Origin of the sequence: Phocaeicola sp. ICN-14070, assembly GCF_037892625.1 — a bacterium.
In the GTDB taxonomy this organism is placed as follows: domain Bacteria; phylum Bacteroidota; class Bacteroidia; order Bacteroidales; family Bacteroidaceae; genus Phocaeicola; species Phocaeicola plebeius.
The window spans coordinates 1-15,869 of sequence record NZ_JBBKBF010000044.1 but is presented as its reverse complement, the minus strand read 5'-3'; the positions used below and the strand labels follow the sequence as shown (position 1 = coordinate 15,869).

The following is a 15,869-nucleotide window of genomic DNA, read 5'->3' as shown; positions in this document are numbered from 1 at the left end:
GATAATGGGTAAACTGACAAAAAATCAAAAGTTGGCTGCAGAAAAGATTGAAGCAGGGAAAGCATACTCACTGAAGGAAGCTTCTGAATTGGTAAAGGAAATTACTTTTACAAAGTTTGATGCTTCATTAGATATTGATGTACGTTTAGGTGTAGACCCTCGTAAGGCTAACCAGATGGTAAGAGGCGTTGTTTCTCTTCCTCATGGAACTGGAAAACAGGTACGTGTGCTTGTTCTGTGTACACCGGATGCTGAAGCTGCTGCAAAGGAAGCTGGAGCTGACTATGTTGGTCTTGATGAATATATTGAAAAGATCAAAGGTGGATGGACTGATATTGATGTGATTATCACTATGCCGTCTATCATGGGTAAGATTGGTGCGCTGGGTCGTGTGCTTGGTCCTCGTGGATTGATGCCGAACCCGAAAAGCGGTACTGTAACTATGGATGTAGCTAAGGCTGTTAAGGAAGTTAAGCAAGGTAAGATTGACTTTAAGGTTGATAAGAGCGGTATCGTTCATACTTCAATCGGTAAGGTTTCTTTCTCTGCTGAGCAGATCCGTGAAAATGCGAAAGAATTTATCGCTACTATCATTAAACTGAAACCGACCACAGCTAAAGGTACTTATATCAAGAGTATTTATCTTTCAAGTACTATGAGTAAGGGTATTAAGATTGACCCTAAATCAGTAGACGAAATCTAATAATTAAGGAGGAATCATGAGAAAGGAAGATAAAGGCGTAATTATTGGTCAGTTAGCAGATACTGTAAAGCAATATGGACATTTTTACTTGGTGGATACAACTGCAATGGATGCAGCTGCTACAAGTGACCTGCGTAAAAAATGTTTCAAGGCTGGTATCAAGCTGATAGTTGTGAAGAATTCTTTGCTTCACAAGGCTTTGATGAGCTTGGATGTGGATTACTCACCATTGTTTGATTCTTTGAAGGGTACTACTTCTGTAATGTTCTGTGAAACAGCTAATGCTCCGGCAAAACTGTTGAAGGAATACAAAGATGGAGTTCCTGCCCTGAAAGCTGCTTATGCAGAGGAAGGATTCTACGTGGGTGCAGACCAGTTGGAAGCTCTCGCAACAATCAAGAGTAAGAACGAAGTTATTGCAGAAATCGTGGCTTTGCTGCAGTCTCCTGCAAAGAATGTTATCTCGGCTCTTCAATCAGGTGGCAACACCATTCACGGAGTTCTTCAGACTTTGGCAGAACGTGCAGAATAATTGCACTCTGTGCCTAGTCGAGAATATACCAAACAACTTTAATATTTAAATAGTACAAACAATTAAATTTCATACAAAAATGGCAGATTTGAAAGCTTTTGCAGAACAATTAGTTAACTTGACAGTAAAAGAAGTTAATGAACTTGCAACTATCCTTAAAGAAGAATACGGTATTGAACCTGCTGCTGCAGCTGTAGCTGTTGCTGCTGGTCCTGCTGCTGCTGGTGCAGCTGCTGCTGAAGAAAAAACTTCATTCGATGTAGTTTTGAAGAGCGCAGGTGCTGCTAAATTGCAGGTTGTTAAGGCCGTTAAAGAAGCTTGTGGTCTTGGCTTGAAAGAAGCAAAAGACTTGGTTGACGGTGCTCCTAGCACAGTAAAAGAAGGTTTGGCTAAAGACGAAGCTGAATCTTTGAAGAAAACTTTGGAAGAAGCTGGAGCTGAAGTTGAACTTAAATAAGATTATCCTGTAAATCAGGTAGTTCGGTTAAGAGTCCTCTGTAAAGGGGGTTCTTAACCTTTTTGCGTCTATATTAAGTTCACTAGGTTTCATGTGTCGGACCTGTGAGAGCGACCGACTATAATTATCCTAGTTTTTACATTTTAAACTCCATACAGATGTCTTCAGAAACTCAAAATCAACGAATTAATTTTGCTTCTATTAAGAATCCGATGCAGTATCCGGATTTTCTGGAAGTACAGTTGAAGTCATTTCAGGACTTCTTGCAATTAGATACCCCACCCGAAAAGCGAAAGAATGATGGCTTGTATAAAGTTTTTGCGGAAAACTTCCCTATAGCTGATACACGCAATAACTTCGTGCTCGAGTTCCTTGACTACTATATTGATCCGCCTCACTATACAATTGATGATTGTTTGGAACGTGGCTTGACATATAGTGTACCTTTGAAAGCTAAATTGAAGCTTTATTGTACCGACCCCGATCACGAAGATTTTGACACAGTGATTCAGGATGTGTATCTGGGACCGATTCCTTATATGACTCCGAAAGGCACCTTCGTAATTACTGGTGCTGAACGTGTGGTTGTTTCTCAGCTGCACCGTTCTCCGGGTGTATTCTTTGGTCAGAGTATCCATGCTAATGGTACCAAATTGTATTCGGCTCGTATTATCCCGTTTAAAGGATCTTGGATTGAATTCGCTACGGATATCAATAATGTGATGTATGCGTACATCGACCGTAAGAAGAAACTTCCGGTAACAACTTTGTTGAGAGCTGTAGGATTTGAAAATGATAAGGATATTCTTGAGATTTTCAATCTGGCTGAGGATGTAAAGGTTAACAAGACTAATCTGAAAAAGATTATTGGACGCAAATTAGCTGCTCGTGTATTGAAAACATGGACAGAAGATTTTGTGGATGAAGATACTGGTGAAGTTGTTTCTATAGAACGTAACGAGGTAGTAATTGACCGTGAAACTGTCATTGAACCTGAACATATCGATTTGATTATCGAGTCTGGTGTACAGAATATCCTCGTTCACAACGAAGAAGCAAATGCCTCTGACTATTCTATTATCTTCAATACTTTACAGAAAGACCCAAGTAACTCTGAAAAGGAAGCTGTATTGTATATTTATCGTCAGTTGCGTAATGCCGATCCGGCCGATGATGCAAGTGCACGTGAAGTTATCAACAACTTGTTCTTCTCAGAAAAACGTTATGATCTGGGTGATGTAGGACGTTATCGTATCAACAAGAAGTTGAACTTGGATACTCCTATGGATGTCAGAGTATTGACGAAACAAGATATTATCGAGATTATCAAATATCTCATTGAGTTGATTAACTCAAAGGCTGATGTAGATGATATTGACCACTTGAGTAATCGTCGTGTACGTACAGTGGGTGAACAGTTGTCTAATCAGTTTGCAATTGGTTTGGCTCGTATGTCACGTACAATCCGTGAACGTATGAACGTACGTGACAACGAAGTATTTACTCCGATTGATTTGATTAACGCGAAAACTATTTCGTCTGTAATCAACTCATTCTTTGGAACAAATGCTTTGTCACAGTTCATGGACCAGACTAACCCGCTGGCCGAAATTACGTATAAGCGTCGTTTGTCAGCTTTGGGACCTGGTGGTTTGTCACGTGACCGTGCTGGTTTCGAGGTTCGAGACGTACACTATACTCACTATGGTCGTTTGTGTCCGATTGAAACTCCTGAAGGTCCGAACATTGGTTTGATTTCTTCTTTGTGTGTTTACGCAAAGATTAATGAACTGGGCTTTATCGTTACTCCTTACCGTAAAGTGAAAGACGGAGTAGTAGACTTGTCAAATGAAGGTATTGAATACCTTTCTGCAGAAGAAGAAGAAGACAAGATTATCGCTCAGGGTAATGCTCCGCTGAATGATGACGGTACATTTATCCGTGAGAAGGTAAAAGCACGTCGTGATGCGGATTATCCGGTAGTTACTCCAGACCAGGTAGAATTGATGGACGTCGCTCCTCAGCAGATTGCATCTATTGCGGCTTCATTGATTCCGTTCCTTGAACATGACGATGCGAACCGTGCGTTGATGGGATCTAACATGATGCGCCAGGCAGTTCCTTTGTTGAAGACTGAAGCTCCGATTGTAGGTACAGGTATCGAAAAACAATTGTGTGAAGATTCACGTACACAGATTGCTGCAGAAGGGGATGGTGTGATTGACTTTGTGGATGCTACTACAATTCGTATTTTGTATGACCGTACAGAAGATGAAGAGTTTGTAAGCTTCGAACCGGCATTGAAGGAATACCGTATTCCGAAGTTCCGCAAGACAAACCAGAGCATGACCATCGACTTGCGTCCGATTTGTAATAAAGGACAGCGCGTGAAGAAGGGAGATATCCTGACTGAAGGTTATTCTACAGCAAATGGAGAGTTGGCATTGGGTAAGAACCTGCTGGTAGCTTACATGCCGTGGAAAGGTTACAACTACGAGGATGCTATCGTATTGAACGAACGTGTGGTTCGTGAAGATATTCTGACATCTGTTCACGTAGATGAATATATTTTGGAAGTACGCGAAACTAAACGCGGTATGGAGGAGTTGACTTCTGATATTCCGAATGTGAGTGAAGAAGCAACCAAAGATTTGGATGAAAACGGTATCGTACGTATTGGTGCACGTATTGAGCCGGGCGATATCCTGATTGGTAAGATTACTCCGAAGGGAGAATCTGATCCTTCTCCAGAAGAAAAACTGTTGCGTGCTATCTTTGGTGACAAGGCTGGAGATGTGAAGGATGCTTCATTGAAAGCTTCTCCATCATTGCGCGGTGTGGTTATTGACAAGAAATTATATTCTCGTGTAATAAAGACTCGTAGTGAGAAAAATGCAGATAAGGCTATTCTGCCGAAACTGAATGAAGAATTTGAAGAAAAAGCTGCAGCTCTGAAGGCAATCTTGATTGACAAGTTGCTGGTATTGACAGCTGATAAGGTTTCTCAGGGTGTGAAAGATTATCTGGGAACTGAAGTGATTGCCAAGGGAGCTAAGTTTACTAAATACGATCTGGAATCATTGGATTATACCGTAATTCAGTTGAGCAAGTGGACTGCTGATGCTCATAAGAATGATATGATTCGTGATCTTATCGTAAACTATCTGAAGAAGTACAAGGAACTGGATGCCGAATTGAAACGTAAGAAGTTTGCGTTGACAATCGGTGATGAATTGCCTTCAGGTATTATTCAGATGGCAAAGGTTTACATTGCTAAGAAACGTAAGATTGGTGTGGGTGATAAGATGGCCGGTCGTCACGGTAACAAGGGTATCGTTTCACGTGTGGTTCGTCAGGAAGATATGCCATTCTTGGCTGACGGTACTCCGGTTGATATCGTATTGAACCCGTTGGGTGTGCCTTCTCGTATGAACATCGGTCAGATTTTCGAAGCTGTACTGGGACGTGCCGGAAAAGAATTGGGTGTGAAGTTTGCGACTCCGATTTTCGATGGTGCTACTTTGGATGACTTGGATGAATGGACTGACAAAGCTGGTCTGCCACGCTATTGTAAGACTTACTTGTATGATGGTGGTACAGGTGATCAGTTTGACCAGCCGGCTACAGTCGGTGTGACTTACATGTTGAAACTGGGTCACATGGTTGAAGACAAGATGCATGCCCGTTCAATCGGTCCGTACTCATTGATTACTCAGCAGCCACTTGGTGGTAAGGCTCAGTTCGGTGGTCAGCGTTTCGGAGAAATGGAGGTTTGGGCAATCGAAGCATTCGGTGCTGCTCATGTACTTCAGGAAATCTTGACTATCAAGTCTGATGACGTAGTAGGACGTTCTAAGGCATACGAAGCAATTGTGAAAGGTGAACCTATGCCGACTCCGGGTATTCCTGAATCTCTCAACGTATTGTTGCATGAACTTAGAGGTTTGTGCTTGAGCATTACGCTGGAATAACTTTTTCAAATGGAGAATGGAAAAGATAACTTCCATTCTTCATGATTAAATTCTTCATTATCATAAAATAAAAAGTATGGCTTTTAGAAAAGATACTAAGATAAAAAGTAATTTCTCAAAGATTACGATCGGTCTGGCATCACCCGAAGAGATTCTGGAAAATTCTTATGGTGAGGTTCTGAAACCGGAAACCATCAACTATCGTACTTATAAACCGGAACGTGACGGTTTGTTCTGCGAACGTATCTTCGGTCCGGTGAAAGACTACGAATGTCATTGCGGTAAGTACAAACGTATTCGCTACAAAGGCATTGTCTGCGACCGATGCGGTGTGGAAGTAACAGAAAAGAAAGTACGTCGTGAGCGTAGTGGTCACATTCAGTTGGTGGTACCTGTTGCTCATATCTGGTATTTCCGTTCATTGCCTAATAAGATTGGTTATCTGCTGGGATTGCCGACAAAGAAACTGGATGCTATTATTTATTATGAACGTTATGTCGTTATTCAGCCGGGTGTGAAGGCTGAAGATGGTATCAGTAAATATGACTTGTTGTCTGAAGAAGAGTATCTGGATATTATGGAAACTCTTCCGAAAGAAAATCAATATCTGGAAGACAGCGATCCGAATAAGTTTATCGCCAAGATGGGTGCTGAAGCAATATATGATTTGCTGGTAGGAATTGATTTGGATGCTTTGTCATACGAATTGCGTCATAAGGCAAACAATGATTCTTCACAGCAGCGTAAGAACGAAGCTTTGAAACGCTTGCAGGTAGTAGAATCTTTCCGTGCATCTCGTGGCCGCAACAAACCGGAATGGATGATTGTACGTATCGTACCGGTTATCCCACCTGAATTGCGTCCGTTGGTTCCGCTGGATGGTGGTCGCTTCGCTACTTCAGACTTGAACGATTTGTATCGTCGTGTAATTATCCGTAACAACCGTTTGAAACGTCTGATTGAAATCAAGGCTCCGGAAGTGATTTTGCGTAATGAAAAACGTATGCTTCAGGAAGCTGTCGATTCATTGTTCGACAACTCTCGTAAGTCAAGTGCAGTGAAGACAGATGCCAACCGTCCGTTGAAATCTTTGTCAGACAGTTTGAAAGGTAAGCAAGGACGTTTCCGTCAGAACTTGTTGGGTAAACGTGTTGACTACTCTGCTCGTTCTGTAATCGTCGTAGGTCCGGAACTGAAGATGGGTGAATGTGGTATTCCTAAGCTGATGGCTGCAGAATTGTACAAACCGTTCATCATTCGTAAGTTGATTGAACGTGGTATTGTGAAGACAGTGAAATCAGCGAAGAAGATTGTAGACCGCAAGGAATCTGTTATCTGGGATATCCTGGAACATGTAATGAAGGGACACCCGGTATTGTTGAACCGTGCTCCGACACTTCACCGTTTGGGTATCCAGGCTTTCCAGCCGAAGATGATCGAAGGAAAGGCTATCCAGTTGCACCCGTTGGCTTGTACCGCGTTCAACGCCGACTTCGATGGTGACCAGATGGCCGTGCACTTGCCTTTGAGTAACGAAGCTGTACTGGAAGCTCAGATGTTGATGCTTCAGTCACACAATATTTTGAACCCTGCCAATGGTGCGCCTATCACTGTGCCTGCACAGGATATGGTATTGGGATTGTATTACATTACCAAATTGCGTAAAGGTGCCAAAGGTGAAGGTTTGATTTTCTATGGACCGGAAGAAGCAATGATTGCTTATAACGAAGGTAAGGTAGACATTCACGCTATTATCAGCGTAGTGGCTAATGACCTTGATGAAAACGGCAATATCGTGAAGAAGTTGATTAAGGAAACTTCTGTAGGTCGTGTCATTGTAAATGAACTGGTTCCGGATGAATGTGGTTATTTGAATACCGTTATTTCTAAGAAGTCTCTGCGTGACATCATCAGCGATGTTATTAAGGCTGTTGGTGTGGCTCGTGCTTGCGAATTCTTGGATGGTATCAAGAACTTAGGTTATAAGAAAGCATTCGAAGGTGGTCTGTCATTCAACTTGGGTGATATCATTATCCCGAAGGAGAAGGAAGAACTGGTAAAACGTGGTAACGAAGAAATCGAACAGATTATGATGAACTATAACATGGGATTCATCACTGATAACGAACGTTACAATCAGGTAATTGATACTTGGACTCACGTAAACAGTGACTTGTCAGACATTCTATATAAGACTATTAAGAACGACGACCAAGGATTTAACTCTGTATTTATGATGTTGGATTCTGGTGCCCGTGGTTCTAAGGAACAGATCCGTCAGTTGTCTGGTATGCGTGGTTTGATGGCTAAACCGCAGAAAGCTGGTGCTGAGGGTGCACAGATTATTGAAAACCCGATTCTTTCTAACTTTAAGGAAGGTCTTTCGGTGTTGGAGTACTTTATCTCTACCCACGGTGCTCGTAAGGGTCTTGCCGATACCGCGTTGAAGACTGCCGATGCCGGATACTTGACTCGTCGTTTGGTTGACGTTTCTCATGACGTGATTATCAACGAAGAAGACTGTGGTACATTGCGTGGTCTGGTTTGTACAGCCCTGAAGAACAATGATGAAGTTATCGCTACTTTGTACGAACGTATACTGGGTCGTGTATCTGTTCATGATATTATCCACCCGACAACTGGTAAGCTGATTGTGGCTGCTGGTGAAGAGATTACAGAAGACATTGCAGAAGAAATCGAAAAATCTCCGATTGAAAGCGTAGAAATCCGCTCTGTATTGACTTGTGAATCGAAGAAGGGTGTATGTGCGAAATGTTACGGACGTAACCTGGCTACCAGTCGTATGGTACAGAAGGGTGAAGCTGTCGGCGTAATCGCTGCTCAGTCAATCGGTGAACCGGGTACTCAGTTGACTCTGCGTACATTCCACGCCGGAGGTATCGCAGGTAACCTGGCTGCTAATGCAAGTATCGTGGCTAAGAATGATGCTCGTCTGGAATTCGAAGAATTGCGTACGGTTGATGCTGTAGAAGAAACTGGTGAACCAGTGAAGATTGTAGTAGGTCGTTTGGCCGAGGTTCGCTTTGTGGATGTGAATACGGGTATCATCCTTTCTACTCACAACGTTCCTTACGGTTCTAAGTTGTATGCTTCAGACGGTGAGGTGGTAGAAAAGGGCAAGCTGATTGCTAAGTGGGATCCGTTCAACGCCGTTATCGTAACAGAAGCTGCTGGTAAGATTGACTTTGAATCAGTAATTGAAAACGTAACCTATAAGGTAGAATCAGATGAAGCTACTGGTTTGCGTGAAATCATTATTACTGAATCTAAGGATAAAACGAAGATTCCGTCATTGCACATCTTGGATGAGAACGGTGGAATTATCCGTACATACAACTTACCGGTAGGTGGTCACGTAGTAGTAGAAGACAAACAGACCGTGAAGTCGGGTGATATTCTGGTGAAGATTCCGCGTGCCGTAGGTAAGGCAGGTGATATCACCGGTGGTCTTCCACGTGTAACTGAGTTGTTTGAAGCTCGTAACCCGTCTAATCCGGCTGTCGTTTCTGAAATCGATGGTGAAATTACGATGGGTAAGATTAAACGTGGTAACCGTGAAATCATCGTTACATCGAAGACTGGTGACGTTCGTAAGTACTTGGTTGCTTTGTCTAAGCAGATTCTGGTTCAGGAAAACGACTATGTACGTGCCGGAACTCCGTTGTCTGACGGTGCTATTACTCCTGCCGACATCTTGGCCATCAAAGGTCCTACAGCCGTTCAGGAATATATCGTAAATGAAATCCAGGACGTTTACCGTCTGCAGGGTGTGAAGATTAACGATAAGCACTTCGAAATCATCGTTCGTCAGATGATGCGTAAGGTACAGATTGACGAACCGGGTGATACTCGCTTCTTGGAACAGCAGGTTGTAGACCGCATTGAATTCAATGAGGAAAACGACCGTATCTGGGGTAAGAAAGTGGTTGTAGACGCTGGTGATTCTCAGAACTTGCAGCCGGGACAGATTGTTACAGCTCGTAAGCTCCGTGATGAAAACAGTATGCTGAAACGCCGCGACTTGAAACTGGTTGAAGTACGTGATGCAGTTCCTGCTACTTCTACTCAGATTCTGCAGGGTATTACACGTGCTGCATTGCAGACATCAAGCTTCATGTCAGCTGCATCATTCCAGGAAACTACCAAGGTATTGAACGAAGCTGCTATCAACGGTAAGGTTGATAAACTGGAAGGTATGAAAGAGAACGTTATCTGCGGTCACTTGATTCCTGCTGGTACAGGTCAGCGTGAGTTTGAAAAGATTGTGGTAGGTTCTAAAGAAGAATACGATCGCATCTTGGCTAACAAGAAGAATGTATTAGATTACAGTGGAGTTGAATAATCTCAACTACTATCATAAAAAAGCCGTCTCATTTGAGACGGCTTTTTTTATGTACTTATTCGATGTAAGCAAGCATCGTATATTTAAAGTTTTAATTGACTATTATAATTATGTAGTACCTGTCATTTCCACATTATAGGAGGGGAAATGGTACTTTACTGATGCGTATGACTAGTTTTATTTCCTTTTCCAATATAGCAGGATGAAACGTCCTCCTGTGGCCATCAAGGCGAGGGAAAGTCCGGTATAAAAGACTGCAATAAAGCTTTCCGGTAGCAGGCTTGCGGTACGGATAGTTATACCTAGTGCAATCATGAAAGCCATCACCAGCCAGCCTTTCACGTCAAAAAACGAGAATGGACAGCGTTTGTTGGGGTTACCGGCTGTGATACGCTGTGCATGCTTGCGGTAGAGCTTGTGGAAAACTATGCAGAAGAACAGCAGGAATATCAGACTGGCCTCGCAGACCTTGAGCAGCCAGTAGTGCGCGTCCGTTATCCAGCAGGAAATGCCGATACGGAGAATGTTGATGCCGGCAACCAGCCATACGATTCCGGCCGTAAGCAGCAGCGTATTGGAAGATACTCCGTATTTCATATACCCTCAGCTTAGAACCACTTTATTTTCCGGAAAATAACAAAGGCCGTTGCCGAGAGGAAGATGGAGAAACATACAATCAAGGCAAAGGCGTGTGGCAGTCCTTCGATGTGAATATCCACGTTCATACCATAGAAACTGGCAATCAGTGTCGGTACCATCAGCACGATGGAAAGACTGGTCATGCGTTTCATGATGGTGTTCACATTGTTGGAGATGATGGAAGCAAAAGCATCCATGGTACCCGTAAGAATGTCACTGTAAATGTTTACCTGATTGTGTGCCTGCTTCAGCTCGATGAGCACATCTTCTGTCAGTTCCGCATTCTGATAGTCTTTCTCATTAAAGATATTCTGCAATTTGCCTATCATGACCTCATTGCCACGAATAGACGTATTGAAATATACCAGGCTCTTCTGTAGGTTCATCAGCCGGAGCAAGTCCTCGTTACGGATGCTACGTTCCAGCTCCTTTTCCGCATTATTCACTTCGTTGTTGATTTGTTTCAGGTATTTCAGGAACCATACAGCCGACGAGTAAATCAGTCGCAGAATCAATTCGTATTTATTGGGCACGTTGATACCTTTGCGCTGCGTATGTTCGATGAAGTCCGGCAGCATCTCCGTAGAGTGATAGCAAACCGAAATCACCAGTTCATTGTTCGTAATGATACCGATAGGCACCGTGGCATACGGCACTTTTGAATCAGGAGTCTGTACGGGAATACGCAGAATGGTCAGCAGCCAGTTACCTTCCGTATCCGTACGCGGACGTTCGTCGGTATCGGCAATGTCATTCAAAAAAGACTGGGGAACTTTTAATTGTTCTTGCAGGAAGTGGAAGTCCGCGGCATCCGGACATTCAATGTTAATCCAGCAGTTAGGTTGCCAGTTGGCTTTCTCTACAAAGCCAGCTTCACAAAAAAGATACTTTCTCATCTGTCTGCTCCTTTCCTTCATTTTAAGCCCGGAGGAGCATCTTCAGAGTAAAAGACAGGATTACTCACGACACCCCTTCAGGAAGTGGTTAAAATAATTGTAATACGTTCGCGAGTAATAATCGTCCATATTAGTTCGTTTTAGGGTATAAAAAAAGTTCGTTTATTCAACGAACTCTCAAGCTCTTCAGGTTGGACTTGAACCAACGACCCTCTGATTAACAGTCAGATGCTCTAACCGACTGAGCTACTGAAGAAGATTTAAACATGTTTCAAATAAAGGAGCTCTTCAGGTTGGACTTGAACCAACGACCCTCTGATTAACAGTCAGATGCTCTAACCGACTGAGCTACTGAAGAAGGTTTTCCTTTAATTGCGATGCAAAGGTAGTAGGATATTTTGAATTATGCAATATCTTTGCAAAAAAAATGAAGTAAAATGGATAAAATTATAGGAATGGGCAATGCATTGGTCGATGTGCTGGTAAGAATTGATGACGATTCCTTGCTGGAAAAGCTACATTTGCCCAAAGGAAGCATGCAGTTGATACAAGAAGCCACCTTGTCTGAAATACGTAAATATACCTCAGGGATGAAGATTCATCGCTCTACCGGCGGTTCGGCCGGCAATACGGTCTGTGCACTGGCCGCATTGGGAGCCAATCCCGGATTTATCGGAAAGATAGGGCAAGACGAGACAGGAGCTTTCTTTGGTGATACCCTCCGTCAGCGCGGGGTAAATGCCTTGCTGGCCACCTGCGATTTGCCGTCGGGCATTGCATCGACTTTCATTTCTACCGATGGAGAGCGCACGTTCGGTACTTATTTGGGAGCAGCTGCCACACTGAGGGCAGAAGACTTGTCGCGTAAAATGTTTGCCGGATACAATTATCTCTATATTGAAGGCTATCTTTTGCAAGACCATGACCTGATGCTGCGCGCCGTACAGCTGGCCAAGGAAGAAGGACTTCAGGTTTGTCTCGATATGGCAAGCTACAATGTGGTGGAAGCCGAACGTGACTTCTTCGACCAGTTGATTGTGAAATATGTGGACATCGTGTTTGCCAATGAGAGCGAAGCACTGGCCTATACGGGAAAAGCTCCTCATGAAGCCTTGGAAGAAATTGCGTCCAAATGCAGCATTGCCGTGGTGAAAACCGGAAAAGAGGGCTCTCTTGTGAAGAAAGGCACAGAAGTCATTCAACTGCTGTCTTGTCCGGTCGATAATGTGCTGGACACCACTGGTGCAGGCGATTTCTATGCCGCCGGTTTCATGTACGGCCTGACGTGCGGTTATTCGCTGGAGAAATGCGTGCAAATCAGTACCATTCTGGCCACTGCCGTCATTCAGGAAGTCGGTACCACCTTACCTGCTAAGAAATGGGACGAAATTAAGTTAAATATTGAATCACTTCTGCAAGTCTAACCGGAATAATGTGTTTATTTGCAAGGAAGAACAATTTTGTAAACAGACTATATATGAATGCAAGAAAAATGCTGGCCGGAGCCTTTATCGTGATGTTGGGGATGGGCATGACCAGCTTCAAGGAAGACGACCGTAATTTTCAGATATCAAAGAATCTGGACATATTCAACTCCATTTTCAAGGAACTGGATTTGTTTTATGTAGATACCGTGAATGCCGAAAAAATGATTCAGACCGGAGTGGAAGGTATGCTTTCACTGACCGACCCTTATACGGAGTACTATCCGGAAGAAGAGGTGAGCAGTCTTAAGGAAATGACTACCGGAAAATACGGCGGTATCGGTGCGGCCATCCGCTATTATGAGGCCAAAGACCGCATTGCAGTGGTGGAACCTACCGAAGGCATGCCGGCAGCCGAAGCCGGAGTCAAGGCAGGCGACATCATTCTCTCGGTAGGAGGAAAAGAAATGGTACGTGGCGACATGAAACCCCAGGAATTTTCTTCCAAGGTCAGCGAAGCGCTGCGTGGAGAACCGGGAACTTCGTTCGTCTTGAAAGTGCTGCGTCCGCTCAAGAACGACAGTACGGTGATGGAATTTAAAATTACCCGTAAGAACATCCGTACCAATCCGGTGCCCTATTACGGCATGGTGAAAGACAGTATCGGCTATTTGGCTTTGTCCAGCTTTACGGAGAATTCTGCCAAGGATTTCAAAAAAGCTTTTATCGAACTGAAACAGAAAGGTGCCAAGTCGCTGATCATCGACTTGCGTGACAATGGAGGAGGTTCCTTGTCGGAAGCGGTAGACATTGTCAATCTTTATGTGCCGAAGGGACAGGAAATTGTGATGACAAAAGGGAAGGTACGTCAGGCACAAGGTTCTTATAAAACCCAGAATGAACCGGTCGATACACAGATTCCGCTGGCGGTACTCGTGAACGGTGCCACGGCTTCGGCTTCTGAAATCGTGAGTGGTTCGTTGCAGGACTTGGACCGTGCGGTAGTCATCGGTTCGCGCACTTTCGGAAAAGGGCTGGTGCAGACCATTCGTCCGTTGCCCTACAACGGCACGCTGAAAGTGACCACTTCCAAATACTATATTCCCAGCGGACGTTGTATCCAGGCTATCGACTATGCCAAGAAGAATGCCGACGGTTCAGTAGCCCGTACACCCGACAGTCTGACCACCGTATTTCATACGGCTGCCGGACGTGAGGTGCGTGATGGAGGAGGTATTCGTCCGGACATTGAAGTGAAGGGAGACAAGATTCCGAACATCGTGTTCTACCTGATGAACGACGACCTGATTTTCGATTACGCTACCCAATATTGCTGGAATCATCCTACATTGGCTTCGGTAGACGACTTCAAACTGACCGATGCCGATTATGAGGCTTTCAAGAAACTGGTGAAGTCGCGTAACTTTACTTACGACCGCCAGAGTGAGAAGATGTTGAAAAGCCTGAAAGAAATTGCCGAGTTTGAGGGTTATATGACCGAGGCAGCAGAGGAATTCAAGGCGCTGGAAAAGAAGCTCAACCATAACCTGGACCGCGACTTGGACTATTTTGCCAAACCGATTAAGGAATATATCTCACAGGAAATCGTGACCCGCTATTTTTATCAGCGTGGTGCGGCGATGGAACGGTTGAAAGATGATACTGATTTGGAAGAAGCCATCAAGGTATTGCAGAATCCTGTCCGTTACCGGGAGATTCTTTCGGCACCGGTAAAGAAAGACGAACCTGTCAAGAAGGAGAAGGAAGAAACGAAGAAATAAGGCCTCAGAGAGGCTTCTGGAGGGCTTTTTGATAAGGTCCGGAAAACGCAAGTACGTTTTGTTTCAAACGCAAGTGCATTTGAAGTAAAACGTCCTTACGTTTTGGAGAAAACGTAAAGGCGTTTGAGTTGAAACGCTTCGGCGTTTTTATTTGTCTCATGTACAGTTTGTTCCATACTAAATTTTAAAAAAAACTCACATTAGTTTATCAAAGAAGATTTGTTGTATTTTTGTAGAAAATATATGACGTATGGAAAGTTCGAAAACAGCCACAACTATACAAGAACAGATTGAGACTTTAAGGAAAAGAGGTATGAGTATTGACGATGAAGGGAAAGCCATTGAGAATCTTTCTGACATCGGTTATTATCGGTTAGGTTTTTATTGGTTTCCCTTTGAGAAAACATATCCACGAAAGGAACAAAGAGATCATACATTCAAAGAGGGAACAAATTTTGATTATGTCATAAAGCTTTATTACTTTGATTTTGATTTGAGAAACCTTTTCTTGCGTTATATAAGTAGAATTGAAATAAATTTCAGGACTACTTTAATTTATATGATTTCGAATAAGTACAAGGACGATTCATTCTGGTACATCAATCCAAAGGTATTAAAGCAGGACTTTATTGATAGTGACCTTTTTCAGAAGTCCATTAAAGATGTGAATAGCGAGCCTGTGATAAAACAGGATTTAAAAACGCATAAAAGAAAATATGCTCCTGCATGGAAAGCTATTGAATATATGAGTTTTGGTGTTGTCATTTCCATATATGATAATCTACTGGATGGTGGTTTGAAACATGGTATTTCAGTTGCTTATGGAATGCAGTCTCCATCTCAGTTTTCAAATTATATCAATACAGTGCGTAGACTCAGGAATTATTGTGCTCATGGAAAAGTTCTTTTTGACATGACACTTCCCGAAGCAATCAGCAATGGACCTCTGGGGTATTTAGGTAATCAAAAGAACATATTGGTTGGTGCCTATAAGGTATTTTGTTACTTCTTGGGCAGAATATCACAAAATAGAGTTACAGAGATGAAATCGGAGTTGTTAAAGGCATTTAATCGTGTTACATATCCAACTGTGAAGGATATCA

Annotated in this window: 10 protein-coding genes and 2 tRNA genes; 8 read left to right on the top strand and 4 right to left on the bottom strand. The window is 43.2% G+C overall.

All coding sequences use genetic code 11. The features are described from left to right. Window positions 1–4: 4 nt before the first annotated feature. From rplA to rpoC, 5 genes are all read left to right on the top strand, one after another. Entirely contained in the window at window positions 5–703 is a 699-nt protein-coding gene (rplA, locus tag WKT20_RS12025) for a 50S ribosomal protein L1 (protein ID WP_007564158.1), read from the top strand. A 16-nt stretch (window positions 704–719) separates the two neighbouring features. Then, complete coding sequence (gene rplJ, locus WKT20_RS12020; protein WP_022054164.1) at window positions 720–1,235, top strand: 50S ribosomal protein L10; 516 nt, start codon at window positions 720–722, stop codon at window positions 1,233–1,235. A gap of 79 nt (window positions 1,236–1,314) precedes the next feature. Continuing rightward, window positions 1,315–1,692, top strand: a complete 378-nt coding sequence (rplL, locus tag WKT20_RS12015) for a 50S ribosomal protein L7/L12 (RefSeq protein ID WP_007564160.1) — start codon at window positions 1,315–1,317, stop codon at window positions 1,690–1,692. Between the two features lie 158 nt (window positions 1,693–1,850). Next, the gene (gene rpoB / locus WKT20_RS12010) at window positions 1,851–5,663 is read left to right on the top strand and encodes a DNA-directed RNA polymerase subunit beta (protein WP_340417425.1); all 3,813 of its coding nucleotides are present in this window, start codon (window positions 1,851–1,853) and stop codon (window positions 5,661–5,663) included. A 76-nt stretch (window positions 5,664–5,739) separates the two neighbouring features. Then, entirely contained in the window at window positions 5,740–10,026 is a 4,287-nt protein-coding gene (gene rpoC, locus WKT20_RS12005) for a DNA-directed RNA polymerase subunit beta' (protein ID WP_117702527.1), read from the top strand. A gap of 177 nt (window positions 10,027–10,203) precedes the next feature. Here rpoC and WKT20_RS12000 read toward each other — a convergent pair whose 3' ends face one another. The 4 genes from WKT20_RS12000 to WKT20_RS11985 form a co-directional block, all read right to left on the bottom strand. After that, window positions 10,204–10,623, bottom strand: a complete 420-nt coding sequence (locus WKT20_RS12000; RefSeq protein WP_118164913.1) for a hypothetical protein — start codon at window positions 10,621–10,623, stop codon at window positions 10,204–10,206. A gap of 11 nt (window positions 10,624–10,634) precedes the next feature. Then, window positions 10,635–11,561 carry a magnesium transporter CorA family protein gene (locus WKT20_RS11995; protein ID WP_022054508.1) on the bottom strand — a complete coding sequence of 309 codons (927 nt, stop codon included), beginning with the start codon at window positions 11,559–11,561 and terminating at the stop codon, window positions 10,635–10,637. A 182-nt stretch (window positions 11,562–11,743) separates the two neighbouring features. Further along, window positions 11,744–11,817, bottom strand: a tRNA-Asn gene (locus WKT20_RS11990). A 28-nt stretch (window positions 11,818–11,845) separates the two neighbouring features. Continuing rightward, window positions 11,846–11,919 (bottom strand) — tRNA-Asn (locus tag WKT20_RS11985). A 79-nt stretch (window positions 11,920–11,998) separates the two neighbouring features. Between WKT20_RS11985 and WKT20_RS11980 the strand changes: the two genes are divergently transcribed. The 3 genes from WKT20_RS11980 to WKT20_RS11970 all read left to right on the top strand — a co-directional run. Beyond that, window positions 11,999–12,985, top strand: coding sequence for an adenosine kinase (locus WKT20_RS11980; protein WP_340417424.1), 987 nt, complete (start codon window positions 11,999–12,001; stop codon window positions 12,983–12,985). 53 nt (window positions 12,986–13,038) lie between these two features. Beyond that, window positions 13,039–14,766 (top strand): S41 family peptidase, encoded by a 1,728-nt coding sequence (locus WKT20_RS11975; RefSeq protein ID WP_340417423.1) that lies wholly within the window; start codon window positions 13,039–13,041, stop codon window positions 14,764–14,766. 250 nt (window positions 14,767–15,016) lie between these two features. Then, window positions 15,017–15,869, top strand: an 853-nt coding sequence (locus WKT20_RS11970; RefSeq protein ID WP_340417422.1) for an Abi family protein, incomplete at its 3' end; no start/stop codon positions are given.